At 45.4% G+C, this 24992-nt stretch carries 23 protein-coding genes; 8 read left to right on the top strand and 15 right to left on the bottom strand.

Features of this window, described 5'->3' with window-relative positions:
- The first annotated feature begins 28 nt into the window (after window positions 1-28).
- The 4 genes from pqqC to ACTXGH_RS11135 are packed head-to-tail and all read left to right on the top strand — an operon-like array spanning window position 29 to window position 3327.
- Window positions 29-784: a pyrroloquinoline-quinone synthase PqqC gene (gene pqqC, locus ACTXGH_RS11120; RefSeq protein ID WP_420884212.1), complete on the top strand. Its 756-nt coding sequence runs from the start codon at window positions 29-31 to the stop codon at window positions 782-784.
- A gap of 14 nt (window positions 785-798) precedes the next feature.
- The gene (gene pqqD, locus ACTXGH_RS11125; protein ID WP_439263176.1) at window positions 799-1077 is read left to right on the top strand and encodes a pyrroloquinoline quinone biosynthesis peptide chaperone PqqD; all 279 of its coding nucleotides are present in this window, start codon (window positions 799-801) and stop codon (window positions 1075-1077) included.
- On the top strand, window positions 1074-2255 hold the full coding sequence (pqqE, locus tag ACTXGH_RS11130; protein WP_439263051.1) for a pyrroloquinoline quinone biosynthesis protein PqqE: 1182 nt from the start codon (window positions 1074-1076) through the stop codon (window positions 2253-2255). The genes pqqD and pqqE overlap by 4 nt, the downstream gene beginning before the upstream one ends.
- Before the next feature lie 10 nt (window positions 2256-2265).
- Window positions 2266-3327, top strand: coding sequence for a dipeptidase (locus ACTXGH_RS11135; protein ID WP_439296471.1), 1062 nt, complete (start codon window positions 2266-2268; stop codon window positions 3325-3327).
- Window positions 3328-3441: 114 nt separating this feature from the next.
- On the opposite strand, the gene ACTXGH_RS11140 is transcribed toward ACTXGH_RS11135, so the two are convergent.
- The 3 genes from ACTXGH_RS11140 to ACTXGH_RS11150 form a co-directional block, all read right to left on the bottom strand.
- On the bottom strand, window positions 3442-5991 hold the full coding sequence (locus ACTXGH_RS11140) for a membrane-bound PQQ-dependent dehydrogenase, glucose/quinate/shikimate family (RefSeq protein WP_439296470.1): 2550 nt from the start codon (window positions 5989-5991) through the stop codon (window positions 3442-3444).
- Between the two features lie 273 nt (window positions 5992-6264).
- Complete coding sequence (locus ACTXGH_RS11145; protein WP_439296469.1) at window positions 6265-7026, bottom strand: M48 family metallopeptidase; 762 nt, start codon at window positions 7024-7026, stop codon at window positions 6265-6267.
- Window positions 7027-7032: 6 nt separating this feature from the next.
- A complete protein-coding gene (locus ACTXGH_RS11150; RefSeq protein WP_439296468.1) occupies window positions 7033-7461 on the bottom strand; it encodes a hypothetical protein in 429 nt (142 codons plus the stop codon).
- Between ACTXGH_RS11150 and ACTXGH_RS11155 the strand changes: the two genes are divergently transcribed.
- Window positions 7460-7786: a hypothetical protein gene (locus tag ACTXGH_RS11155; RefSeq protein ID WP_439296467.1), complete on the top strand. Its 327-nt coding sequence runs from the start codon at window positions 7460-7462 to the stop codon at window positions 7784-7786. The two genes, ACTXGH_RS11150 and ACTXGH_RS11155, sit on opposite strands and share 2 nt — an antisense overlap.
- A gap of 227 nt (window positions 7787-8013) precedes the next feature.
- On the opposite strand, the gene ACTXGH_RS11160 is transcribed toward ACTXGH_RS11155, so the two are convergent.
- Together ACTXGH_RS11160 and ACTXGH_RS11165 are read right to left on the bottom strand one after the other, a co-directional pair.
- Complete coding sequence (locus ACTXGH_RS11160) at window positions 8014-8427, bottom strand: PaaI family thioesterase (RefSeq protein WP_299221188.1); 414 nt, start codon at window positions 8425-8427, stop codon at window positions 8014-8016.
- Window positions 8428-8521: 94 nt separating this feature from the next.
- Window positions 8522-9466, bottom strand: coding sequence for a DMT family transporter (locus ACTXGH_RS11165; RefSeq protein ID WP_439296466.1), 945 nt, complete (start codon window positions 9464-9466; stop codon window positions 8522-8524).
- Window positions 9467-9861: 395 nt separating this feature from the next.
- Here ACTXGH_RS11165 and ACTXGH_RS11170 point away from each other — a divergent pair, with 395 nt between their 5' ends.
- Window positions 9862-10077 carry a hypothetical protein gene (locus tag ACTXGH_RS11170; protein ID WP_439296465.1) on the top strand — a complete coding sequence of 72 codons (216 nt, stop codon included), beginning with the start codon at window positions 9862-9864 and terminating at the stop codon, window positions 10075-10077.
- A gap of 95 nt (window positions 10078-10172) precedes the next feature.
- Here ACTXGH_RS11170 and ACTXGH_RS11175 read toward each other — a convergent pair whose 3' ends face one another.
- Both ACTXGH_RS11175 and ACTXGH_RS11180 read right to left on the bottom strand, forming a co-directional pair.
- Window positions 10173-10418, bottom strand: coding sequence for a hypothetical protein (locus tag ACTXGH_RS11175; RefSeq protein ID WP_439296464.1), 246 nt, complete (start codon window positions 10416-10418; stop codon window positions 10173-10175).
- A gap of 257 nt (window positions 10419-10675) precedes the next feature.
- Complete coding sequence (locus tag ACTXGH_RS11180; protein ID WP_439296463.1) at window positions 10676-10927, bottom strand: hypothetical protein; 252 nt, start codon at window positions 10925-10927, stop codon at window positions 10676-10678.
- Between the two features lie 464 nt (window positions 10928-11391).
- On the opposite strand from ACTXGH_RS11180, the gene ACTXGH_RS11185 reads away from it, so the two are divergent.
- The gene (locus ACTXGH_RS11185; protein ID WP_439296462.1) at window positions 11392-11694 is read left to right on the top strand and encodes a hypothetical protein; all 303 of its coding nucleotides are present in this window, start codon (window positions 11392-11394) and stop codon (window positions 11692-11694) included.
- 203 nt (window positions 11695-11897) lie between these two features.
- On the opposite strand, the gene ACTXGH_RS11190 is transcribed toward ACTXGH_RS11185, so the two are convergent.
- Window positions 11898-13421 (bottom strand): alanine/glycine:cation symporter family protein, encoded by a 1524-nt coding sequence (locus tag ACTXGH_RS11190; protein WP_439296461.1) that lies wholly within the window; start codon window positions 13419-13421, stop codon window positions 11898-11900.
- Between the two features lie 359 nt (window positions 13422-13780).
- On the opposite strand from ACTXGH_RS11190, the gene cls reads away from it, so the two are divergent.
- Window positions 13781-15268, top strand: coding sequence for a cardiolipin synthase (gene cls, locus ACTXGH_RS11195; RefSeq protein ID WP_439296524.1), 1488 nt, complete (start codon window positions 13781-13783; stop codon window positions 15266-15268).
- 14 nt (window positions 15269-15282) lie between these two features.
- Here the strand turns inward: cls and ACTXGH_RS11200 are convergent, their stop codons facing one another.
- From ACTXGH_RS11200 to rsmH, 7 genes are all read right to left on the bottom strand, one after another.
- The gene (locus ACTXGH_RS11200) at window positions 15283-16278 is read right to left on the bottom strand and encodes a putative RNA methyltransferase (protein ID WP_439296460.1); all 996 of its coding nucleotides are present in this window, start codon (window positions 16276-16278) and stop codon (window positions 15283-15285) included.
- A 126-nt stretch (window positions 16279-16404) separates the two neighbouring features.
- Window positions 16405-17523, bottom strand: a complete 1119-nt coding sequence (gene mraY / locus ACTXGH_RS11205) for a phospho-N-acetylmuramoyl-pentapeptide-transferase (RefSeq protein ID WP_439296459.1) — start codon at window positions 17521-17523, stop codon at window positions 16405-16407.
- A gap of 3 nt (window positions 17524-17526) precedes the next feature.
- On the bottom strand, window positions 17527-18957 hold the full coding sequence (locus tag ACTXGH_RS11210; RefSeq protein WP_439296458.1) for a UDP-N-acetylmuramoyl-tripeptide--D-alanyl-D-alanine ligase: 1431 nt from the start codon (window positions 18955-18957) through the stop codon (window positions 17527-17529).
- 91 nt (window positions 18958-19048) lie between these two features.
- Complete coding sequence (locus ACTXGH_RS11215) at window positions 19049-20668, bottom strand: UDP-N-acetylmuramoyl-L-alanyl-D-glutamate--2,6-diaminopimelate ligase (protein ID WP_439296457.1); 1620 nt, start codon at window positions 20666-20668, stop codon at window positions 19049-19051.
- 131 nt (window positions 20669-20799) lie between these two features.
- Window positions 20800-22899 (bottom strand): peptidoglycan D,D-transpeptidase FtsI family protein, encoded by a 2100-nt coding sequence (locus ACTXGH_RS11220; RefSeq protein WP_439296456.1) that lies wholly within the window; start codon window positions 22897-22899, stop codon window positions 20800-20802.
- Entirely contained in the window at window positions 22899-23375 is a 477-nt protein-coding gene (gene ftsL, locus ACTXGH_RS11225) for a cell division protein FtsL (protein ID WP_299221218.1), read from the bottom strand. Before ftsL ends, ACTXGH_RS11220 begins: the two co-directional genes overlap by 1 nt.
- Before the next feature lie 262 nt (window positions 23376-23637).
- A complete protein-coding gene (rsmH, locus tag ACTXGH_RS11230) occupies window positions 23638-24822 on the bottom strand; it encodes a 16S rRNA (cytosine(1402)-N(4))-methyltransferase RsmH (protein ID WP_439296455.1) in 1185 nt (394 codons plus the stop codon).
- Between the last annotated feature and the right edge of the window lie 170 nt (window positions 24823-24992).

Here is a 24992-nt window from a genome sequence, read left to right on the forward strand (position 1 = left end):
AACTAAAAACAATCATAAGGTGAAAACAATGCCAGAAAAAACAGCCCTAAGCGCCAAAGAATTTGAGCAAGCGATCTTGGCTAAAGGTCAGTATTATCATATCTACCACCCCTTTCATATCATGATGCATGAAGGGCGCGCAACCCAGCAGCAGATCCAAGCGTGGGTGGCCAATCGCTTTTATTATCAGATCAATATTCCCTTAAAGGACGCGGCGATCATGGCAAATTGCCCCGATCACCGTGTGCGTCAAGAGTGGATTCAGCGCATGATTGACCAAGATGGTGTCTATCCTGATGGCGGGGGTCGCGAGGCGTGGTTGGGACTTGGTGAGGCGGTAGGACTGACCCGCGAGCAAATCCTGTCTGAAGAATTAGTGCTACCCGGCGTGCGCTTTGCGGTGGACGCTTATGTTAATTTTGCACGGCGGGCAACGTGGCGTGAGGCGGCCAGTAGCTCATTGACCGAGCTGTTTGCCCCGCAGATTCACCAGTCGCGCCTTGAGTCTTGGCCCAAGCATTATCCATGGATAAAAGAGCAAGGCTATACCTATTTTCGCTCGCGTCTGAGTCAAGCGCGCCGTGATGTCGAGCATGGTCTCACCATTACCTTAGACTCGTTTACCACGGTCGAAGAGCAGACACGCATGCTGGAGATTTTACAGTTTAAGCTTGATATTTTATGGTCAATTTTGGATGCGCTGAGCCTAGCGTATGTCCATGATCAAGCGCCTTATCAGAGTGTGACTACAGATAAGGTATGGCATAGAGGATTGTTTAAATGAGTACTTCTAACTTAATGCCCGATCTTGATTTATCGCTTGTGCCGACATGGCGTCATGGCTACCGCTTGCAGTTTGAACCGGCACAAGACGCTTATGTGCTGCTCTACCCTGAGGGTATGATTAAGCTCAATGAGAGTGCGAGCATCATCGGTCAACAAATCGATGGTCAGGCGTCCGTCAGTGATATTATCGAAAAGGTGAGCGCTATGTTTGGCAATGTGCCTGAAATCAAACAAGACATTGTCGAATACATGCTGGTCGCGCAGCGTGAACATTGGATTGATTTATTATGACCCATGACGTTGGGCTACCGCTGTGGCTGCTCGCTGAGCTGACCTACCGCTGCCCCTTGCAATGTCCGTATTGCTCCAACCCGCTGGATTATGCGCAGTATCAAGAGGAGCTGACCACGGATGAATGGTATGACGTGTTTGATCAAGCGCGGCAGATGGGCGCGGTGCAGCTGGGGTTTTCTGGCGGTGAGCCGCTCGTTCGTAAGGATTTAGAAGAGCTGGTCGCTTATGCGCATGACAAGGGATTTTATACTAACCTTATCACCTCTGGCATGGGGCTAAATGAATCGCGAATTGCAAACTTAAAACAAGCCGGTCTAGATCATATTCAAATCAGCTTTCAAGCGAGCGACCCTGTGGTCAATAACGCCTTGGCAGGATCAAAAAAGGCGTTTGCACAAAAGTATGAGATGGCGCAACTGGTCAAAGCGTACGACTATCCGATGGTGCTCAACTTTGTCATTCACCGGCAAAACATCGATCAGATTGATCAGATTATTGAGCTGTGTTTGGAGCTTGGCGCAGATACGGTCGAGCTTGCCATTTGTCAGTTTTATGGTTGGGCGTTTGAAAACATGCAAGGGTTACTGCCTACCCAAGCGCAGTTAGTGAGAGCTGAGCGCATCACCAATGAGTATCGGCAAAAAATCGAAGCGCAAAACATTAAGTGCAAACTGATCTTTGTGGTTCCTGATTATTATGAAGAGCGCCCAAAGGCGTGTATGGATGGTTGGGGCAAAATATTTTTGACCGTCGCCCCCGATGGTACCGCGCTGCCTTGCCACGCTGCGCGCCAGTTGCCGCTAACGTTTCCAAACGTGCGCGATACTAAGCTGTCCCATATTTGGTATGACTCGCCAAGCTTTAATGAGTTTCGCGGTGACGCTTGGATGCCGGATATGTGCCAGAACTGCGAAGACAAAGCGCGCGATTATGGTGGCTGTCGCTGTCAAGCCTTTATGCTGACAGGTGATGCTAACAACGCCGATCCGGTGTGTGGCAAATCGCCATACCATCATCTGATTAAAGAAGCGCGCGCAAACAGTCACGCACCGACTCCGTTTGACGATTTGTTATTTAGAAATCCAAAGAACTCTAAGCTGGCAAACGAAAAGCTGCTAAACGAAAAATCGTCTAATGATAAGCAATTGATTCCCACGCGCACGCTAATTGAGTAATGGTTTACCTATGATTTTTGATGGACATATTTTTGATGGGCATAACGATTTATTGACCCGCCTATGGCTGAGCAATGCCGATGATCCCGTTCATGATTTTATTTATGGCACGCTCCCTGGGCACTTGGATTTACCGCGCTGCCGTCAAGCAGAATGGATGGGTGGATTGTTCTCAATATTTTTGCCGCCGTTTAATTATGTGAAAAGTAACCATCCGGATAAGTTAGCCAACGCCTCAAGCTTAGATTCAGGCGCCGATTTTACGCCGCAGCAAATCATTGATATTTGCCGTGCGCAATTACAGCTCGCCCAGCAGCTACAAGAGCGCTCGAATGGTCAAATCAAAATTTGTACCACACTTGCGCAAATTCAAACCTGTATCCAAAACCAACAATTCGCCATCGTCCTGCATTTAGAGGGCGCAGAAGCCTTTGCTATTGACCCTGATTTATTGGACGAGTTTTATGAGGCGGGGCTTAGAAGTATTGGCCTGCTTTGGAACCGAAAAACCAAATTTGGCGATGGCTTAAACGTGCCCTTTCCGCACTCTCCTGATACGGGTACGGGACTTACCAACGACGGTAAAGACTTCATAGAAAAATGTGCCAAAAAGCGGATGGTCATTGATGTCTCGCACATGAATGAGCGCGCGTTTTGGGACACTGCCAAGATTATTGATCAGCCTATAGTCGCGACCCATTCCAATACCCACGCGTTGTGTGCGCAGGCAAGGAACTTAACCGATGAGCAACTGCGCGCTATTAAAGAGAGTAATGGTATGGTTGGGGTCAATTTCGATGTGGCGTTTTTGCGTAGCGATGGCAAGCGCGATACGCACACCTCGCTTGATGTGATCGTCGAACATCTTGCTTATTTGGTTGAGCATTTGGGGGACAATCACGTGGGGTTTGGCTCGGACTTTGATGGGTGCCTATTGCCTGATGATCTAGCGGGTGTCAGTGATATCGACAAGCTCATTGAGCGAATGCAGCAGCGTCATTTTTCAGATACCCTTATTGAGAAAATCATGGCTAAAAATTGGTTTCGGGTGTTGGATAAGATTTGGCAGTGAGGGTAAAGCGTCTTTGATTTTCAAACTTACTTTATTCTTTTATATTTAATTTGATAGCATAAAAAAGCGGGCATCAGTAGATGCCCGCTTTTTTATGCTATCAAATAGCGACGACTACTGGGTAGCAGTCGCGCCTTCAGGTAGCGCATAAGCGATAACCGAATCGCCAGTTTTAGTGCCGGTATAGCGATGACCACCTGCCACGACGACTAAGTATTGACGACCATCACGACCTAGATAAGTGGCTGGTGTGGACTGACCACCCGCTGGCAGACGCGCGCGCCAGATCTCATTGCCATTGGCCAAATCATAACCGCGCACATAATAATCAACCGTGCCGGACAAGAAAGCAACGCCGCCTGCGGTGACGATAGGGCCACCAATACCAGGTACGCCGGTCTTAAAGGGTAGCGGCACAGGCGCCATGTCGCGCACGGTGCCGTTGACACGGCGGTAGACGGTCTCGCCGTTGGTCAAGTCAACACCCTGCACGTAGCCCCAAGGCGGCTGCTGGCATGGCAGTCCAACGCGTGACATAAAGGGCTTAACGATGGAGCCATACGGTGCGCCGAAGTTTTCATTGCCTATCGGCACATCATCGCCTGGGCGTGAGACGACTTTTTCTAGGCTGTCAGGACGCTCGACCAATTGCGCGGTAAATCCTAAATACACCGGCATGGAAAACAGCATTTGGCGCGCAGGGTCAACGGCGACCGCGCCCCAGTTTAAGACCCCAAAGCTGCCGGGATGCGTGAGCGTACCATTCTCGCTTGGCGGGGTGAAGCGGCCTTCGTAGTTCAATTTGGCCAGGTCAATACGGCACAGCATCTGATCGACTGGCGTCATGCCCCACATCTGCGCGCCGGTGACTTCTTTGGGTGCAAAAGAGATTTTTGAGACCGGCTGCGTGGGTGATAACGGCTCGCCCTCGATACCGCCGCTTTGTGGTACCGCGACCTCCTCGACTGGCAGCACAGGATCCCCTGTGGCGCGGTTAAGCACAAACACTTCGCCTTGCTTGGTGGGCTGCACCAGTGCGGGCACTTTTTTGCCCTCAATGGTCAAGTCAATCAAGCTTGGCTGAGCCGGCACATCGTAATCCCATAAGTCATGATGCACCGTTTGGAAGGTCCAGCGCGGCTCACCCGTTGCGACGTCAAGCGCGGTAATGGAGGTTGAGTACTCCTCTTCAGCCTCTGAGCGGCCCACGCCATATTGATCAGGCGAGCCGACACCAAAGGGCACATAGACCAGACCCAGGTCTGCATCATAGCTTGACACGCTCCAGCTGTTCGGCGCGTTTTCGGTATAGGTTTCGCCATCAGCAATGGGCGCGGTCGCTGTTGGGTTTGCGGCATCAAAGTTCCACACCAGATCCCCTGTCGCCAGATCAAAAGCGCGAACCACGCCTGATGGCAAGGTGGTAGACACGTTGTCATTGATAGCGCCGCCAACGACGATCACATCATCGGCGATAAGGCCGGGCGAGGTACTATAATAAGCGCCAGGGGAGATATTAGGCATCCCTTGCCACAGATTGACCGTACCATCATCACCGCCAAACCCGGGGCAAATAACGCCCGTCTCAGCGCTTAATGCAATCAAGCGCGCGTCACGTGTGGTGATAAAAACGCGCTGACGGCAATCTTGACGAATAGAGGCGTTAACGCTCGTCGTATTACCAGGTACCAGAGGATTGGGGTCGTTAGGTTTGGCTCTATCGACCAAAATGTTTTGAGCCACGCCTGCTGCTTTTTGCGTGGCGCTCGCACGGCTGGCCTCAAGCAGCGCATCCGCCTCATCAGCGCTTGCCAGTGGCGCACTCGCTGCAATTACGGATATATTGCTACCATCATCATAACTGACACCGCGGCACGTGGTATAAGACGCAAGCCCTGAGGGCAAGTCTAATAGTTTGGGATCAAAGCGCCAGCGCTCATCGCCTGTGACCGGATCAAGCGCGATGACTTCACTTTTTGGGGTACACACATACATCGTATCGTTGACAATGAGCGGCGTAGACTCAAGCGCGCTCCCCGGCAAGTCCGGATGGATGTCATCGCCAGCATGATATTCCCACACTTTCTCTAATTTACCGACATTGTCCGTATTGATCTGATCAAGCGGCGAGTAGCGCTGTCCGGCAGACGTGCGCCCATAAGCGGCCCACTCACCCGGCTCAACATCATCTGCTGGTGCAGGGCCTGACGCCATACGCTCGGCTGCCAAGTCGCCGTCAATCTCGTGCGGTTTTGAGACAAAAGAGATGACCGCGATGACCACCCCAACGACCATCACGCCCATGAGCGACTTACTTTCAATCGAGTACTGACCGGGGCCGGCGCGCTTTGACTCTAGGCTGCGCACCACAGGCGGCAGTAGCATAATGATGCCAAGCAGCACAATCAGCCCCTCGCGCGGCGCCATCGCCCACCAATCAAACCCAACTTCCCATAGTGCCCAAATCAAGCTGATTATAATCACAATGGCATAAGCGACCAAAGCAGAACGCTGCCGACGCAATAACAAAATCGCGGATATTATCATGGGAATGGAGAGAATCACATAGCCCCAACTGCCGCCAAGGCTAATCAGCCATATGCCGCCGATGGCAAGTGCCACCCCAAGTATGAGAATCAGGATGGCGAGTATAACTCTAATCATAACTGCTCCAAGTGTGCCTTTAACGCTAAAAAACACACAGATACTTTGCGCACCTGTGTGTCCTTATGTTTTTTAAAAATAAAAACACTCAGCCGCCATAACATTTATGGCAGCGGCGTGTCGATCGATAGTTTTTAGGTTAGCAAAAAAGTAATTTTAGCTGTAGCGACGTCATTTTATAGCAAACGAGTATAAAACTTGAAACTATTCGGTAGCACAAGCGTAACGCAGTCAGCACAGACAGGCGTCGATTTGCGTATATCGCTGGCAGGTTCACTCATTCAAATACAACTCCGCCATCCCATCAAGCCGAGCCTTTACCTCCCTCCAGTTTGGCATTATTTGCGTGAGTAGTCGCCAAAAGCGTTCGCTATGATTGTGCTCGCTGATATGACACAGCTCATGTAGTATCACATAATCAATGCACTCTTTGGGCGCTTTTATCAAATGCGGATTGAGTATTAAGTTGCCCTTAGTAGAGCAACTACCCCACTGTTTTTTCATGGTCATGAGTCTAAATGATGGCATGCTTGTGACCCATGAGGCTTTAGGCAGCACCGCCTCTAGGCGCTCTGTAAAGACAAGTTTGGCTTTATCTTGATACCAATGATCAAGTAGCCTTTTTACCTTAATCGCTCGTTTATCCGCGTCGAATTCATTAGCACTTTGGCGTAATATCACATTGAGCTTACCGCGACTGAGCTTCACACTAGGGGCATTTTCAGCGTTATTAAGCACTTTTAACACATAACGACGACCCAGATAAAACTGAGTCTCACCGCTGACATAACGCTTGGGCAACACATGATCTTGTTGCTTGGCAAAGTCCTGTAGGCTCTGCCATATCCAACGCGCACGCTTCATTATGGCGTCATGTATCCTCTCATCTGACGCATCGCTAGGTGCTGTGGCGACCACGCGCGAATCTGGATGTACTTTAATAACAACTTTACGAGGTTTACTTTTTGCGTCTTTACGCACTACTTCATAATGGATTTTATTGTCACCATAATAAAAATCGCCATTCTCAGTCATTGCTTACTACCCTCTTGCTGCTCGTGGGCTACTTGTCTCTTTCGTGCTTTTTGCTTCTCTCGATAGCCCAAGCCGGGTAATTTTTAACACCTCTTCAATCAGCTGTTGCGCTTTATCAATACCCAAGTCAGCAAACAGCATGGGCAGTAAGTGTCGATTGATGGCGTTTTCAATTTCACTCGGATTGAGTGAGTATTCTGCCACATTGGTTTTTACCACGTCATCAATCTCAAAGGCGTAAGCGACCAGCTTGTCATTATCCAGCTCTGTATCCGCTAAGTGATCATTGTCACCAGCAGCGTCAAATAAATGCTTAAACAGACCAAAATATGCCTGCGCATGTTTGTTTAATTTGCCGTTATCATCGATAAAGTCATTCGGCATGCCAGCGACATCACGGTCTTTGACGGCTTGCTCAAAGTCAGCAAACATCATGTACTGCTTCACGGGCGCATCAAACATCGCTTTGGCAACAGTCGGCGACTCAAGCAAATTTATCACTGAAACCGTCTATGCCGACAGCAGTATGCGTAAAAAAACAGGTAAGTATGAGCAAGACTGGTCACTGACGCAAGAGACCAATAATACAGCATGGCTGTGTATCACTACTTCAGAAAACCTATTGCTGACTACTAGCACTGAAGACGGAGCAGCAGAATGTTATAAAATCAATTCCCAAGGGGATATTTTAGCTAGCAAGGTGGTACTAAATCAGCCGTCTGCAAATGCGACTAAGACGGTGACACTGGTTAGTCAGTAGTTTATCTATAAAAATAGTCCATAGACAATTGCTTATAGAAAGCTGCTGGTAAACGATTGACTGTGGACTATTTATTAGATACTGATTACTAGATATTTATTAATAAATACTTATGAGAAAAGTGAGCTGACCTCTACAAGATACCCTGTCTCTAGGTGATGTAGCGAGCCAAAAATACATGATCAGTAGAGCCCTATCTGTTACCTCGCGCAGCTCACACTCGTCATTTAGTTGAGCTGCGGCGGTACAGAATATGTGCCAACGACATGAGCCACCATGTCGCTTGAGCCTTCTGAATATAAAGCGACCTCGCCCACTATGAGCGTGCGCCCTACTTTTATCAGCGTACACTTAGCAATGATACGTGCTTGGGCAGAGGGTTTACGCAAAAAGTTGATGGTAAGGCTCGTCGTCACGGTCAACGGGACGATGCCTATTTTACCCAGTATCGCCACATAGATGGCGACATCAGCGATACTCATTAATACTGGCCCAGAGACCGTACCACCTGGGCGCAGCTCGTCTATGCCAATATCATGGGCTAAAGTCGCACCGCTATCATCTACGGCTTCGATGATACATTTGGTCTGAGGAAACTCCGATGTTATAAACGCGACGATTTCTTCTTTGGTTGCAGACATATATCTTCCTTGAGTTTGGTTGTTATTTCCCTGTCTGTTCTTTATTAAACAGTCTTTTTCTCAATCATCATAACAAATTTTTAAATCCACACCTTTAAATCTCCTCTATCGATACCTTTGCTATTTTTACACCGCCCCAGGTGACAAGCGCGACGCCAATACCGATTAAAAAGGCGCCCAATAACAACCCTTCAGGCGGCGCTTCACTTTGTAAAAAGATAGCCACAGGGACACCAACGATCGCCCCTACTGCGCCTAACAAGCTCAATAAAACGGGTCCGCCTGTTTTTTGTAGTAAAAACAGTAGTAAAAATTGACCAGCAAAAATCAATGCCTGTATAGCGATTAACCAAAGCGACTTAGACTCTGTCAGCGGCACCGCGATTGAAAAGCTAGGCAACATACTGACGATACCCAGCAGTATTGCAGCGGCAATCAGCATGCCGGGGGCAAGCGAGCTAGGAGAGGCGTTATTTGGCCAGCGTAAAGTACGGTATAGATTGCCAATAGCGAGCAAAACAGGACCACAAAGTGCCAATAAAATCCAAAACACACTGGCATCTGGGGTAGAGAACTTGCGTGCTGCCAACACGCCCACACCCAAAAGAGCTGCCACGACACCAACCGCACGAAGCGCGTTAAAGCGCTCTATTCGCAGTAGTATGGCACCAAGATAAGTAAGGAGCGGCGGTAGAGCGATAATCAAGGCGACAAAACCTGCACCAACTTGTGGCACGGCTGAAAAAAATATGAGATTGGAACCTGCAACGCTCACCAGCGCTGCCACCAGATAATATTCAAAGCTGCGTTTGTTTAAAGGCGGCAACTCATCTCTTACCAAGGCGATGATGAATAAAATAATTGCCGCCCCTGTGATCGACCAAAATAAAAAAGCCAACGGCGCCAGCTTAAGCTCACCCGCGTATTTTGCTAAATTGGTAGACACCCCAATTAATACACCGCCAGCCAACAGGCAAATCAAAGGAACAAACCAGTTAGGCCTATGGTGCAATATTTTTGGTCGGCTCAATTGATTCATCGCTTATCCTACTTACTTAAAACATAATTGATTGATCAATGTTCGTTATAACTTTACCTGAACCATGACCAAGTAAAAACCAATATCATCAATCGCTTACTTATCTATACCAACTGCTCTACCTTCTTTAAGAATGAATCAAACAGATAAAGCTCATGGTCATACGACCTGACTATTATCCAATTATATGACTGAAACGTTTTTATAATAATTTTTCAATATAAGCGGTACTACTGCTTATACAGAGGTTTAAAAGAGGCGGTTTATCTCTTGCGTTACTTTGAATAATCGTCACAAATATTGTTGACAACCTAATTATTAATAAACTATAGTTTGCATTTTTGACATTATCGTGTATATTCGTCCTTATGAATATACACGATAAAAAAGGATGTATGGCAATGGAAAAAAAGGTACATGACATCTCACTTACTGATCATGAAATATCTTTGATACATACTTCATTAAGTAATCTTCAACGAGATCTGATAAACCGTTTTAAGTCTCTTAAAGAAGTGACAGAAGACGGAGAAGAGGTTTGGATTGGGGATTATGACAGAATGCAGCTGGATGTCATCGATTCAATACAAAAAAAACTCTCAGAGTTTTGATAAATTTGCATATCATTGTATAGCGGTTCGATTTGCTACAATGATTAAACTTATTAACCATCACTCCCTGATTGGTTAATGAAGATATAAGAGACTTAAAACCCTGCCTCATCCTGTGTTAGTGGACTAATCTTGATAGGTACCGCGAATGACCATGCCATACCAGCCGTACAATAAAAACCATTGTCATCAAAAGATATAATGCGAGCTGTAAAGTCGTTGTCGACTTGATCTGACATAGCTTCTTCGTCACTGTTATCACTTACTGCACACCATATTTGTGTGTCACCGCGATCCAACATCGCACGTGTTAGTTCACTACCAGTTAATTCTTTATACATTCTAATTCCTCCTAATTACAGTCTATTAAATATTAAAATACTTCGTGTCGTTTAATATTTTAATAAACAAGCGTCTTTAATTGCATTTAGAATGATTTTGTAATAATGCTATATAATTGCAAAAACATCGTAAATATGATGAAATAGAATGTTATAAGCTATTGTTTCTTTTATCTATTTATAATTGTATAAACGGTCCTTTCCTTGGTTCGAACGGCTGTTTGTAATTGTTGCTACGATTATTGAATTAATATTGTTCAAAATCCTATTTCATTTTGACTAAGCTCAACTCTACGAACAGGAACTGCATACTTCCATGGTTTTCCCTTATTACAAACAAAATAGTCATTTGTATAAGTAACAATAGGATAGATACAGCTATAGTCAGCTTCATTGATAGTAGTCAGAGCTTGTCCATCACTATCGTTACTTACCGCGCACCATACCTGCTTATCACCGCGATTTAACATTGCACGTGCTAGATCACTACCTACTAAATTATTGTTCATATATATATCCTTATTAATGGACAATCGTCATTATTTTTAAGCATACTCTTTATAGTATCGATTTATGTTTATAGAATGTACACTTTTGTGTCTTGTTCTTTTAGGCCCATTCACACTATTTATACAAAGTTCAAGCAGATAATTAAAAAATCTAGTTGCTTAAATTCTATTTATTTAAATACAGTTACTTAAATGAATTTATTATTGACGCATAGATACGACTTATCTAAATAAACAAACAATTTTTATCAAGAACAGTACACCTTAGGGAAGTTCTTCATATCTTTCAACCCTTGGATATGGGGTTCAGAAAACCAATAAGTTTATCAATTTTAATAAATAGTCAATAAAAACAGACAAAACACTCCTATTGACAGCTGTTACTTGAGTTTAGATTGGTATTGAGATCAATACGATATGAGTCTGTTAAGAAAACCAGACGTCACTTATTTAAGGAGTCTACAATGAGACATATATTGCTAAAATCGAAAAGGATTACGCGCTTACTAGGAATAGCCCTTGTCACTACAGTCGTAGGAATAAGCGCTTGTAATAGTGAGACAGAAGAGGCGAATGATACGGTAGCAGTAGATCAATCCACTGCTAATGTAGAGTCAACGGCGATGACTAAAGAAGAAAGTGTCACGGAGGAGCCATCCGAACTGATGGACAATACCATGCCTGATAACACAAATACCGATGAGATGATGACTGACTCTGCGGAGAACACAAATATCGATAAAACAGATGCTGAGGGCTTACAATAAATGGCAATTGAGTAGTAAACAACTAATCGAGCATAATAAATAAAGAGGTAGACACGGTTGCCCTAGTTGTCTGCCTCTTTATATTAAACTTAATGGTATCCTGTCTTGTCTAGACAAACGAAAGACAATTTTATTTACCTGACAATTTTGCCATCTATAATATCTATTATCTATAGTATCTATTGATGTTGTGTGCTTATGAATTAATCTTTAGCATCTAATTGCTCTTTTGAGCGCCGCTCTTCCCAGTACAGAGCGTTTTTAATACCCAGTTTGTTAGGATCAAATGTATAGCGAGACACCCCTGCTTTACGCTGGTTTTCATAGTCTTTGAGCGCTTTGAACGCAGGACGTGCCATAAAAAAGATCAGCAAGATACCAACGATATTTAACCATGCAATCAGACCGACACCAATATCGCCAACCGCCCAGATATAGCCTGCCGAATTGAGTCCGCCATAAGCAATCATCGACATCGTCAATACTTTAACCAACAATAACCCTATTCTATTGACCCTAGGACTAATAGAGCGTGTCAGATAGGCGACATTGACTTCAGCAATATAATAATTGGCTAAAATGGTAGTAAAAGCAAAAAAGAAGACGGCAACAGCAATAAATGTATCACCAAATGCGCCATAGACCGACTCCATTGCCAGCTGCGTAAAAGCAGGAGAATTGATTTCAGTACCTGCCACGACGTTTTGTACAAGGTATTGACCCTCAGGTAACGTTCCTTGAATGTTATAGGTCCCCATCGTCAAAATCATAAAAGCCGTTGCTGAGCAAACCAATAAGGTATCGATATAGACAGAAAATGATTGTACCAATCCTTGCTGCGCTGGATGATCGACCTCAGCGGCAGCAGCAGCATGAGGGGTCGTGCCTTGACCGGCTTCACTTGAATAGACGCCACGTTTGACACCCCAACCGAGGGCGGCTCCCAGTCCTGCCTGCGCGGTAAAAGCATCACCGACGATTAGCCCAAATACTTGCGGAATCAGCTCAAAATTGATGAGCATAATTATTAAGGCTAAGACAATATAGCCGATTGCCATAAACGGTACGACAATTTCGGTAAACGTTGCAATACGCTTTATACCACCAAAGATGATGACACCAAAGACAATGAGGATAAGCGCTATTGCCCCAAGCCTCATGCTACTGACGTCTGTGCCTAAGATGTTTAGCGTAGTTCCCTCACCCATTACCTGTGTGACAGCATTGACCACGCCATTTGTTTGAATGCCGGGTAAAAATATACTTAAAGCGGTGATAGCAGCAATCGCAAAAACGATACCGTACCAGCGTTGTCCCAGTGCCTTTTCAAAATAGTAAGCCGGACCACCACGATACTCTCCAGTAGTCGCATCTTTTTCTTTGTATATCTGCGCTAGTGTTGCTTCAATATAAGCCGTAGTCGCGCCTAAGAATCCAACCACCCACATCCAAAATACAGCGCCTGGTCCACCAAAGCCGATAGCTGCGGCAACCCCTGCTATGTTGCCCATCCCCACACGTCCCGCTAACGATAAGGTCAATGCCTGAAAGGAAGAGATACCATTACGACTTGCTTTGCCTTTAAATATGAGACGTAACATCTCTCCAAAGAGACGTACTTGAGCAAACCGTGTGACTATCGAGAAGAACAGACCTGCTCCTAAGCACAAGTAGATTAGCGCTGAACTCCAAATGATGCCGTTTATTGTATTGACAAAATCTTCCATGTATCTGTTCCTATTACTATAGCTATAGATATAACGGCAGTAGTGATTTGTTTGGCCTTTTATTTAATCGTAGATTTTCTATACCGTAAAGAGACTGCAATTTGGCATAAAATTAAAATAATTACTAGACAGTTTTTTCAACGATTGTGTTTGAATTAGCATATATTTAAGTTTGATGTCATAAAAGTGCGCATGACGATAGCGTTTCTTATCGTTTAAATAACCAATTCGCTGCTGTCTAATACAATAAGCTTGCTGCCTTAACCGTTTGCTAACCACACGAATGTTTGGAGTAAGTTATACTAAACATCTCATCTATCTCGACAACGCATTTAAAAACAATAACAACGGATTGCTCTATAGTATTGGATATTTTACTCGTTATTCACTTTATATTATTACTGATCATATCTTTACGAGTACTTTCACGTCCTGAATTAACGTCACCAGCTAGGCTTGCTTGGTTGGTTGTTTTGTTCGTGCTTCCGTACATTGGCGTGGTTGTCTACTGGATGTTCGGTGAAGTCCATTTAGGAAATGGCTTTGCACAGCGTTATAAAAAAATCATTGACGATCTGCATCACAATAACCCTGAAGTACTCGGCTGCAAGGGCGCGCTAACAGAGGCTGTCAAACCGGAGTACCGAGCTGCCTTTGCATACTCAGCCAATATCACAGGCTTTCATACTACCTTAGGTAATAGTGCTGAGCTGATGAAAGATGCAGCGGATACACGTCAGCGTATGATTGCAGATTTCGATGCAGCGACCGATCACATTCATGTGCTGTATTATATTTGGCTAATCGACGGTATGGGAGTTGATACCGCTAAAGCCCTGATACGTGCTGCTAAGCGAGGGGTTACTTGCCGTGCAATGGTCGATGGGATGGGCTCGCGTAAGATGATCGGCTCCAAGATATGGCAAGAAATGAAGGATGCTGGTGTACAAGTCAGCGTTGCCTTACCGATTAGCAATCCAATAAGGGTGCTATTATTTAGCCGTATTGATTTGCGCAATCACCGCAAAATTACAGTCATAGACGGGAAGATTGGCTACTCTGGTAGTCGCAACTGTGCGGATCCAGAGTTTCGAGTAAAGCCAAACTTTGCGCCATGGGTAGATATTATGCTACGAGTTGAAGGGCCTGTGGTTGCACAAAATCAAATGCTGTTTGCGAGCGACTGGTTGATTGAAAACCCAGATACTTCTTTTGATAGTTTTCCTTATTATACTGAATCTCATACTAAAAACAGTAACGAGTCTTATCCTAAATGTCAGGAAAATTCAAAACAAAATGGTTTTGCCGCGCAAGTCTTTGCAGATGGACCGACTCAGCAACATGGCTCAACTCCGCAGTTTTTAGGTGCCCTTATCAGTCAAGCTCAGCACACCTTAATTATCTCTACTCCTTATTTTGTACCAGATTATTCGCTAGTCAGTATTTTATGCGCGACGGTCTATCGCGGGGTAGAGGTCACGATGATTTTCCCAAAACACAATGATTCATTGGTAGTAGCAGCGACCAGTCGCAGTTACTATTGGCAATTACTACAGGCAGGGGTAAAAATTTATGAATATAAGCTAGGTTTGCTCCACGCTAAGACATTGACCGTTGATGGTGAAATTAGCTTAATTGGTTCGACCAACTTAGACTTGCGTAGCTTTGATCTAAATTATGAAAACAACATTGTATTTAGTAATAAAGCGCTGACTGCAGATATTATCGAGCGTCAATACCAGTATATCGCTGACTCGGATAAAGTAACGCTAGCACAAGTCAAAGACTGGCCGCTACCTTATCAGATTTGGAATAATATCGTCGCTACCATGGGGCCTATATTATAAAGCGACTAATCTCACTATAAAGTTGTGCGTTTTTTTAAGACATATACCACAAATTTTGCTTCGGTTATAAAAGGTGTAGTTTCAGCACTAGTCAGTAATATTTGACGACTCTCAGTACGAGCACGGTAAGCATAAGGTGTCATGGTTAGCAGATCGGTTAGCGCCTCTACTGGTAAGGTTAATGAGACGCTAATATTATGCGTGTCTATCAGCTCAAAATAAGGCGCCAAAGCCGGCAAAAACTTATCGGAGTCATGCTCACGTACGCTATCAAACAAGGCTTCACGCATACTCGCCAAGTGCCCGGCATCTGGCTTGGCAATCAATAAATACCCCTCATCTTGCAGCACTGCTGCAAAGGCTTCTGGTAGAATCGGACTAAATATACTACTAATACCTGTCATGCTATAAGGACGTAGCGGTAGGTGCGCGGCACTGGTCACTACTGGATAAATAGCTGCCTTCTTCGTGTCAGTCTGCTTAGTATCAATCTGTTTAGTATCAATCTGTTTAGTTTCAGCGCCTTGTTGATACCAAAGACTGTTTGCCGCTTTACTGACTTTGGCCAAGCTGGCAAGCGCAGGCTTACTAATATCGGCAGCGATTAAAGCGTCCAGTCCAGTTTGCGCCATTGCTTGCGTATAATAGCCTTCTCCGCAACCAATATCTAGCCAGCGTATAGGCTGTGCATCCTCCTCAATTGCTGCTCTGTTTTCTGCCAATAACTGGGTCATTTGCTGACAGACAAGCGTTTGCAGAGGCTGATAGTATCCTGCGTCCAAAAACCGCTTGCGAGCATCAATAGATTGCTGACTGTCACCCGGTGCTTTGGATTTTTTTTGTTGGACTGGCAATAGGTTGACATAGCCTTGCCGTGCTACGTCAAATGGATGCGAGGTTTGTTTAGGATGCAGGCTACCATCACAGCGCCATGTATCTTTAGCAGGCTGTAGAGGTGAGTGGCAAATAGGACAAGTAAATAAAGACACAGGCAACTCAAGATCAGACATAGTTGATGAGCATATTAGCAAAATTTATGGACAGCGGATGATATTAACCCTCATTAAATAATAAAAAAGCCATCTCGACAGATTAAAGATGGCTTTTTATTGGACAATTTAAGACGCTAGATTAGATTAGCGTAGCTTGAGCGTCATTAAACCTAATACCACTAATACAATGGCAATAATCCAAAAACGGGCGACCACTTGGGTCTCTTTCCAACCGATCTCTTCAAAATGATGATGCAATGGTGCCATACGAAAGACGCGCTTTTTACGTAGTTTATATGAGCCTACCTGAATCATGACTGACATTGCTTCAGCGACGAATAGACCACCCATAATAGCAAAAGCAATCTCTTGCCGCGTCATGACTGCAATCGTACCTAGCATTGCGCCAAGCGCTAGCGCACCTACATCGCCCATAAAGACTTGTGCTGGATGCGCATTAAACCATAAGAACCCAAGACCGGCGCCAATCATCGCACCACAAACGATAATAACTTCAGAGTTATAGGCTATATAGGGAACATGCAAATACTCAGAAAATCTAACATCACCTGACACATATGCCATCGCACCCAGACCTGCTGCGACGAGCACTATGGGCAAAATAGCCAAGCCATCTAAGCCATCCGTTAAATTGACTGCGTTAGAGGCACCATTAATGACAAAGTAGGTAAAGACAATAAAACCGATACCAAATGGCACGGCCGAAAATGGAATCGTTAAGTTTTTGAAAATGGGAATCAGCAGATCCTGCATCTCACGCGTCGTTGCCATATCAGGCTGTAGCGTAGCTATATAGTAAAGGGAAGCCCCGACAAATAACGCACCAACAGACAGCCAAAAATACTTTTTGCGAGCAATGAGACCTTGAGGATTTTTATATTTAATCTTGAGCCAATCATCTGCCCAGCCAACAGCGCCAAAGATAATCATTACAATCAGCAAAATCCAAATGTAAGGATTGCCCAGCCTTGCCCATAGCAGTGTGGCTACCCCAATGGAAGTCAGAATCAAAACGCCGCCCATGGTGGGCGTCCCGGTCTTGATTAGATGCGACTGAGGGCCGTCATCACGGACCGCCTGACCATACTTAAGTGAGCGTAGATGACGAATAACCCGCCCGCCAAAAAACAAACTAAAACTAAGCGCGGTAATAACCGCAAGTAATGCCCGTAGTGTCAACGAAGAAACCGCAAAAAACGGTGTGTAATACTGACCAAGCCATTCAAACAACCAAACTAACACCGTCTACTCCTCAACTAGCGCATCAATAAGTGTTTCCATTTGCATGGAACGAGAACCCTTGAACAATACGGTACAAGGCTTGGCTTGCTGCGCTTGCAAAAACGTCTGCAAGTATTGTAGTAGACTTTCTTTGTCATCAAAGGCATGAGCACTGATCGCACTCACCTCTTTTGCACCTGCAACACTATAGGCTGCATATTCGCCTACACAGAGCAGTACATCGATACCCGTGGCACCAATAGTCCGTCCAAGGCTTTGATGTTCACTGACAGCAGCATCACCTAGCTCTGCGATATCGCCCAATACCATGACTTGCGTACCTGTTTGTGCAGCCAATACTTTAGCGGCAGCACGTACTGAGTGTGGGTTGGCGTTATAAGTATCGTCGATGAGCCTATGCATACCTAATAGCTGACTGTTTAAACGCCCCTTAGCAGGTCGGGCATTTTCTAAACCGATGACGATATCGCTGACATCGATATTTAGCGCATGAGCACAAGCAGCAGCAGCCAGAGCATTATTCACATTATGCTCGCCTGCCAAAGGCAAATTGATATCATGGACCTGATCGCCCACATGTAGCTTAAACTCACTGCGCTCAGGCTCTACGTCTAAGTGGCTGGCACTGACAACAGTGTTGCCAAAACCAATCACGTGTGAAGTATGCTTTTCGGCGATGCGGCGCAGTTGGTTGGTAAAATCATCTTTATCAGGGACAATAGCAAACTGAGCGTCCGTTAACGTGTGATAGATTTCAGCTTTAGTCTGACATATGCCTTCACGACTACCAAATTCCCCTAAATGCGCTGTACCGATATTTAATATACAGGCAACATCAGGGCGGACAATCTCAGTCGTATAAGCAATCTCGCCAATATGGTTGGCGCCCAGCTCTAGTATGGCATAACGATGATGATCAGACAGCTCAAGCAGCATCATCGGAACCCCCAAATCGTTATTAAGGTTGCCGCGAGTAATAAGCGTCGGTGCCAAGCGGCCAAAGATACTACCGAGCATCTCCTTACAAGTTGTCTTACCACTAGAGCCCGTAATGGCGATGACCGTCAAGTTTTGATGCTGCTGACGACGATAAGCGGCCAGATGCCCCAAAGCCAAACGGGTATCACTTACCACCAACTGTGGAATACTTGTAGAAATTGGACGTGATACGATTGCTGCGACTGCGCCTTGAGCAGCAGCGACATTGATATAGTCATGTCCATCAAAATTATCGCCACTGAGTGCTAAAAATATATCACCTGCCTTGATGGTGCGCGTGTCGGTTGTGATACGATTGCTTGTAACGCCAATCTCTGTGTCTGATTGGTCTTGTTGCCAGTGACTGCTAAGCGCCTCTGTAGCCGCCAGCAAGTTGTCTGCTTGCCAGACATAAAGCCCTTGCGACTGAATGGTATTGTTGTTGCCAGCTGTCATAATGATTGCCCTATATGGTGACTACGGTATTTCGTTATTTTTGTTTGTCTTGGCTTGATGGTTATATTTGGTTATGCATAAAACCCTATATTTATATGCGTCCCGCTTGTTGTAGCGCCTGCTGCAAAACAACGCTGTCATCAAAATCATGACGGACACCGTTGATCTCTTGGTAAGTCTCATGACCTTTGCCCGCAATAACCACAATGTCATTGGCGCTGGCGTGACTTACTGCATACTCAATCGCTCGTTGGCGGGCAGGCTCAATATGCGTACGCTGATACTGCTCTTCATTCATGCCAGCCTGCATATCTTGCAAAATCATATTGGGATCTTCAGTGCGCGGATTGTCGGCAGTTAATATTACTTGATCAGCACCAGACAACCCTGCTTGTGCCATTAATGGACGTTTACCTGCATCGCGGTCGCCGCCACAACCAAACACCGCCCATAACTGACCTTGGCAATGCGTTCTTAAGCTATCTAGCACTTGTGTCAACGCATCAGGAGTATGCGCGTAATCCACGATAAAGCATCCATCGGTCGATGGCACACGCTGCATACGTCCAACTGCACCTTGTAGCTGTGGTACCAAGCTGGCAACGCGCTCAAGGCTGATGCCTAACGCTACCGCTGCTGCAATTGCCGCCAGCAGATTGGCAACATTAAAACGCCCTAACAAAGGGCTGATAATGTTGATATTATTCACATCGTTACCTTGACTGGCATCTAGTACACTTCGTAAAGCAATTTTTACGCCTTGTAGACTAGGCTCAATCTTAGTAGCGACAAAAGTAGCAACCTCTGACGTATTATCAGCCTGCAAACTATATGTCCATACGATCAAATTACTGGCTTTAGCCGTATCAATCATTACGTTCGCATGCTCGTCATCGATATTAATAATAGCGTGCGTCAAGGTTGGAAAATGGGCTTTATCAAATAGTTTGGCTTTTGCAGCGACATACTCTGCCATATCGGCGTGATAATCTAGATGGTCTCGGCTTAGATTGGTATAAATAGCGACTTTGACGGGTACACCTTGTAACCGCTGTTGATCCAATCCATGCGAGCTGGCCTCAAGTGCTAATAAGTCAACATTTTGCTCGCCCATATGATACAAAAACTGCTGCACTGCTAACGCATCACCCGTGGTATGGCGCGCTTGTAACAATGCGTCAAGCTTACCATTACCTGCTGTGCCCATGACCGCGCTATCGCTACCAGCCAGCTGTGCCAATTGTGCGACAAGTTGACTGATCGTGGTTTTACCATTGGTACCGGTGACCGCGACGACTGTTGGCAATGTGATTGGCTGCTGATATTGCAAACGTGCTTGTATCAGGCTTCCTAAAAAATGGCGAATGTTAGGTACGTACAAGATAGGGCAAGGTAATATATCGGTATTATCAAACAGTGCTGATGGATTGATCTCTGAAAAGATAAGAGCTGCCCGTTTGCCAGCTTGTGATAGATAATCACGAATCTTTTGCGGGTCTTGACCTTGCTGCGTCTGACTCTTTAATAGTATAAACGCATCATTGTCAGCAACATGACGGCTATCTAAACGTAATTTATTAAAAGCAGTATTTGCTATAACTTCTGGATTTTTAGCACTGTGCACCATCTGTGATAATTGCTGCCCCAACGCCTCACTACTACTCTCTATAAGTTGTTGCAACGTAACAGCATTATGGGCTGATGGGGTCATGGGCAAATCCTAAACGATTGAGAAAATGAAAAATTAAGACGTAACATACATAAGTCATGCGTTAAAACCGCAGGTGACCTTTGTGACAGGTGTCCTTTATAAATCACCAAAAAGACACCTGTTTGCTAGGCTTATTCAGTCTTTAATGGCTTATCTAAAGGCACATTATACAAGCGCAAAGCCTCTTTCATTACGTTGTGAAAAACTGGAGCTGTAGTCAGGCCTGCATAAATTTGACTACGAGGGTCTTCGATCAAAACGACACCGACTAACTTTGGATTTGATGCAGGAGCCATGCCAGCGAATACGTTGCGATATTGGTCAGTATAGTAGCCACCATCTGGGTTAATCCGGCGCGACGTCCCTGTTTTACCCGCGACACGGTAACCATCAATAGCAGCTGCCTTCGCGGTACCACCTGGCTCTGTTACTGCCTCAAGCATTTTGACAATCGACATCGCTTGCTCATGCTCCATGATACGCTTACTGGGCAGTGCCTTATCAGTTTTAGTCAAAGTTAACGGGTGCATGACACCGCCAGAAGCCAATGCTGCATAAGCCTGTGCTACTTGAGCAAGCGTCACTTGTAGACCATAGCCATAGCTGACCGTCGCGCGGCGAGCCGTTTCTTTTTCTTTTGGTGTAGTCACCAAGCCTGCGCCCTCACCTGGAAATTTAAGCGGGGTTTTGGACCCAAAGCCAAATTGTTTTTGCATGTTGGTGATGGCATCAGGCGGTAGAGATAAGGCAATCTTGGTCGAGGCGACGTTACTCGATTTCTGTAGTAGCGTCGCCATATTAATCCTGCCTAGATTATTATGGTCGCGAATCGTGTAACCACGGACACGGATAGAACCTGGATTGGTATCGATTAAAGAGTTGGCCGTATATTTACCAGAGTCTAACGCAGCCGCGACCGTAAACGGCTTCATCACCGAACCTGGCTCAAAAACATCAAGTAACGCGCGATTACGTTGGTTTTCACCAGTCATCTCATTGAGATTATTAGAGTTAAATGATGGCCATGTCGATAACGCCAACACTTCACCAGTCTGTACATCGACCACCATACCAGTCGACCAACGTGCTTGCTGTAAGCGTCCTGCTTTCTCTAACTCTTTATAAAGCAAATACTGCAAACGCGAATCAATGGTCAACGCCACGTCCTGTCCTGCGATTTCTGGTTCGACTTGTTTGATTTCTCTTAGGCTGTTTTGTTTGGCATCTTTTAACACCAAAACTTTGCCATCATCCCCTGCCAATGTTTTTTCGTACTGACGCTCAATACCGGCACGACCCTCGTAACCTCCCTCAGAATCGCTGGCATTTTGCCCCATAAACCCGAGCAGCTGTGAATTGGGCTGCGGCTGAGGATAATAACGCTGAAAAAAGTTTTTTTCATAAACACCAGGGAAATCAAGTGAGCTGACACTTTGAGCAATCTCAGGCGTGACCTTATTTAACAACGGCAAATAATGCGAGCCGGCGCCCGATGGCAGTGCCGCTTTGACCGCTTCTTCATCAGTGACGTCAATACTCTCATCAATGGCGGCCGCTTTTTCAAGCTCAGCGACTGGAATATTGGCAGCAGCCGCTAAGCGGGTTAGATCCATATTGTCTAAGCGCTTTTGCATACGCGCTTGTAGCTGCGGACTATCAGGATTGGCGATTTTGACACGATTGAGCTCATAGTATTCGCGCGCATAATCATGCGGGCTAAACGATACAGTCGCAAGCGGTGCGCTGACGGCTAAAGGCAAATCGTTGCGATCGGTAATCATACCGCGATAGGATTTTTGTGTGCGTACGCTCGTGATGAGCTCATTACCTTTATCTTGATAAAACTGTGCGTTGGCTACTTGCAGATAATAGGCGCGTGCTATCAACAAGCCGAATATGACTAAGGCAATAGCCCAAATAGTACGAAAACGGTTTTTGTCGTTTTCAAAACCGCCACGTGAGGAGGCGCCAGAGGCTTTGCTAAAAATGACTTTTTTACGGTTTTTGACACTGGTATAAGCGCCTTGATTGTCGTTGTTCTTTAGGCGTCCAAATAGCTTACCAGCACGATTATTCGTTCCCGTTTTGGAAGATGTCGTGTTTGAAGTCTTACTGCCTGATTTGGCAGTATTAGTACGGCGTAGAGGCTTAATCACTTTACCACTGGCTGTTTTTTTGTTGGTATTTTTTGTTGTGCTTTTGCCAGTGCTTTTTGGTTTTTTATCACTCATTACTCTGCCTCCACAGCCGGTACTTCAGGAGATAAATCCGTAGTGGCTCGTGGTCCCATATCGTACGAACCATTCTCAGCTGAGTCAGTTACCACTGGTTCCAACGCAGTAGCGACGCCTGGCTGAATAATCAGCTTGTCCTTTAGCGTTGGTGAATACATCCCTAACTCAGCGACAGCGCGACTGGCAATCTGCGGTGTGGCACTAAAGGTTTGCTGCTCAATAAGCAAACGCTGGTGTTCTACTTGTAGCTTACGCTCTTGTTTCTTCATGTCTTGCAAGGTTCTATAATCCTGATGATATTGCTGAACATTTTCAGCCGTTTTGATACCGCTCCATACGATTGCACCTGCCAATAGCAACAGTACAACCACATAGATACTGACGACATTGAATCGACGCGCGAATAGTTCGCCAACATCGGTCGTATTGGACATAGCGGCGTGGTGGTTTGCAGGTTTGTCAGATATTGCCATGAAGATCTCAAAAAGTGGATTTGAAGTATAAAAGCGCTAACTGTTTTAGATTTACAAATAACTTATCAGCACCATCAATAAAACATAAAATCAAATATCTCAGCCAACTGACCAAAAAACAACCAAACGAAAAGTTAACTGCTGAGCCTAGCAGACAATATTTACAGCTTTTTAACAGTGGCGTAGCGATTAACACATTCGCGCACCATTTAGATAAACATTAGCAACCATACGTGGTTCGTCCAATGATTTCACCTAAGGTTTAAGATGCATCTGTCTGCTGATAAGCTGTATCAGTACGCGTTGCCATACGTAGCCATGCACTACGAGCACGCGGATTCTGGCTCGTCTCAGCTTTGCTTGGGCCGATACGTTTGGGCTTACTAAAATAACGTGGGCGTTTGGGCGGCATAGGCAAGTTTTCATCCTCTGGATACTGACCTTTACTATGACGCTGCAAAAACTGCTTGATACGCCGATCTTCTAATGAGTGAAAGCTGATCACAGCCAGCTGCCCTCCCGTTTTTAAAATCGGAATACTTTGTACTAAAAAGTCATCGACATCGCCAAGCTCGTTATTAATAAAAATGCGCATGGCTTGAAAGCTTTGCGTCGCTGGATGCTTACCGCGTTGCCAATTAGGGTGCGCAACTTTAATCACTTCTGCCAGCTCAAGTGTGGACTTGTAACTATCCATCTGTTTGATAGCGCGCGCAATACGGCGACTATGACGCTCTTCGCCAAACTCATAAAGTACGTTAGCCAAAGTCTCATCATCGACTTGCTCGAGCCATTCGGCAACCGACTGGCCACGACTGGTATCCATCCGCATATCGACCGCGCCATCACGCATAAAACTAAAGCCGCGACTACCATCATCAATCTGCGGTGATGAAATACCCAAGTCTGCCATTAGCCCATCAACTTCCATGATGCCTATGGCTGCCAGACTATCGGTCAACGTAGCAAAGCTATCATGCATGACATGTACGCGGCTATCTTCACTTGCAAGCTTACGAGCCACGCTAATAGCGGTCGGGTCTTTGTCAAAGACAATCAACTGCGCATCATCAGCAAGCTGGCTTAGTAGTAGCCTGCTATGACCGCCACGTCCAAAAGTCGCATCAACGTAAATACCACTTAACTGTAAGCTATTTTGGTCATCGTTGTCTGTCTGTTTGGGCAGTGATTTTACGCCGAGCACCGCAGCGACGGTCTCTTGTAGCAGCACCGCATCATGGACAAAGCTTGAATCATCAACCACTGTATCACTTTGACTAAACGCTTGAGTCGTTTGATCAAGCTGCTGGGCGGGCGCTTTAGTAGAGGCGTTTTTTATAGAAGATGAGCTAACCATTGATTCAGGTGTTCCGGTAGTAGAAGAAGGGTTGGCTTTGGTATCTGACGATGTTAATTTAGATTTTGGCTTATATTTTGGCACAGACACAAACAACTCAATAGATGACGACCAACAAGGCCAATAATTAGATAAAAATAAACAAGTTATGACTTGTCTAGCGTTATTATCGCAAGGATACATCTGTAGTCAAGCGCTAGAAGGCCTTTTCGTTAAAAATATCATGTCTCTCTGTTATACTAGCGCTATATTTTACGCTA

Origin of the sequence: Psychrobacter sp. 1Y10 (genome assembly GCF_052259005.1) — a bacterium.
In the GTDB taxonomy this organism is placed as follows: Bacteria; Pseudomonadota; Gammaproteobacteria; order Pseudomonadales; family Moraxellaceae; genus Psychrobacter; species Psychrobacter saeujeotis.

What these genes read in the sequence shown, in the direction of transcription:
- ACTXGH_RS11165 (WP_439296466.1), bottom strand. Translation starts at nt 9,466, where the DNA reads ATGAATCAATTGAGCCGACCAAAAATATTGCACCATAGGCCTAACTGG.
- ACTXGH_RS11175 (WP_439296464.1), bottom strand. Translation starts at nt 10,418, where the DNA reads ATGTATAAAGAATTAACTGGTAGTGAACTAACACGTGCGATGTTGGAT.
- ACTXGH_RS11190 (WP_439296461.1), bottom strand. Translation starts at nt 13,421, where the DNA reads ATGGAAGATTTTGTCAATACAATAAACGGCATCATTTGGAGTTCAGCG.
- ACTXGH_RS11210 (WP_439296458.1), bottom strand. Translation starts at nt 18,957, where the DNA reads ATGACAGCTGGCAACAACAATACCATTCAGTCGCAAGGGCTTTATGTC.
- ACTXGH_RS11140 (WP_439296470.1), bottom strand. Translation starts at nt 5,991, where the DNA reads ATGATTAGAGTTATACTCGCCATCCTGATTCTCATACTTGGGGTGGCA.
- ACTXGH_RS11145 (WP_439296469.1), bottom strand. Translation starts at nt 7,026, where the DNA reads ATGACTGAGAATGGCGATTTTTATTATGGTGACAATAAAATCCATTAT.
- ACTXGH_RS11150 (WP_439296468.1), bottom strand. Translation starts at nt 7,461, where the DNA reads ATGATGTTTGCTGACTTTGAGCAAGCCGTCAAAGACCGTGATGTCGCT.
- ACTXGH_RS11215 (WP_439296457.1), bottom strand. Translation starts at nt 20,668, where the DNA reads ATGACCCCATCAGCCCATAATGCTGTTACGTTGCAACAACTTATAGAG.
- ACTXGH_RS11170 (WP_439296465.1), top strand. Translation starts at nt 9,862, where the DNA reads ATGGCAATGGAAAAAAAGGTACATGACATCTCACTTACTGATCATGAA.
- ACTXGH_RS11185 (WP_439296462.1), top strand. Translation starts at nt 11,392, where the DNA reads ATGAGACATATATTGCTAAAATCGAAAAGGATTACGCGCTTACTAGGA.
- ACTXGH_RS11180 (WP_439296463.1), bottom strand. Translation starts at nt 10,927, where the DNA reads ATGAACAATAATTTAGTAGGTAGTGATCTAGCACGTGCAATGTTAAAT.
- ACTXGH_RS11135 (WP_439296471.1), top strand. Translation starts at nt 2,266, where the DNA reads ATGATTTTTGATGGACATATTTTTGATGGGCATAACGATTTATTGACC.
- pqqC (WP_420884212.1), top strand. Translation starts at nt 29, where the DNA reads ATGCCAGAAAAAACAGCCCTAAGCGCCAAAGAATTTGAGCAAGCGATC.
- pqqD (WP_439263176.1), top strand. Translation starts at nt 799, where the DNA reads ATGCCCGATCTTGATTTATCGCTTGTGCCGACATGGCGTCATGGCTAC.
- ftsL (WP_299221218.1), bottom strand. Translation starts at nt 23,375, where the DNA reads ATGGCAATATCTGACAAACCTGCAAACCACCACGCCGCTATGTCCAAT.
- ACTXGH_RS11200 (WP_439296460.1), bottom strand. Translation starts at nt 16,278, where the DNA reads ATGTCTGATCTTGAGTTGCCTGTGTCTTTATTTACTTGTCCTATTTGC.
- ACTXGH_RS11220 (WP_439296456.1), bottom strand. Translation starts at nt 22,899, where the DNA reads ATGAGTGATAAAAAACCAAAAAGCACTGGCAAAAGCACAACAAAAAAT.
- ACTXGH_RS11160 (WP_299221188.1), bottom strand. Translation starts at nt 8,427, where the DNA reads ATGTCTGCAACCAAAGAAGAAATCGTCGCGTTTATAACATCGGAGTTT.
- ACTXGH_RS11155 (WP_439296467.1), top strand. Translation starts at nt 7,460, where the DNA reads ATGTACTGCTTCACGGGCGCATCAAACATCGCTTTGGCAACAGTCGGC.
- pqqE (WP_439263051.1), top strand. Translation starts at nt 1,074, where the DNA reads ATGACCCATGACGTTGGGCTACCGCTGTGGCTGCTCGCTGAGCTGACC.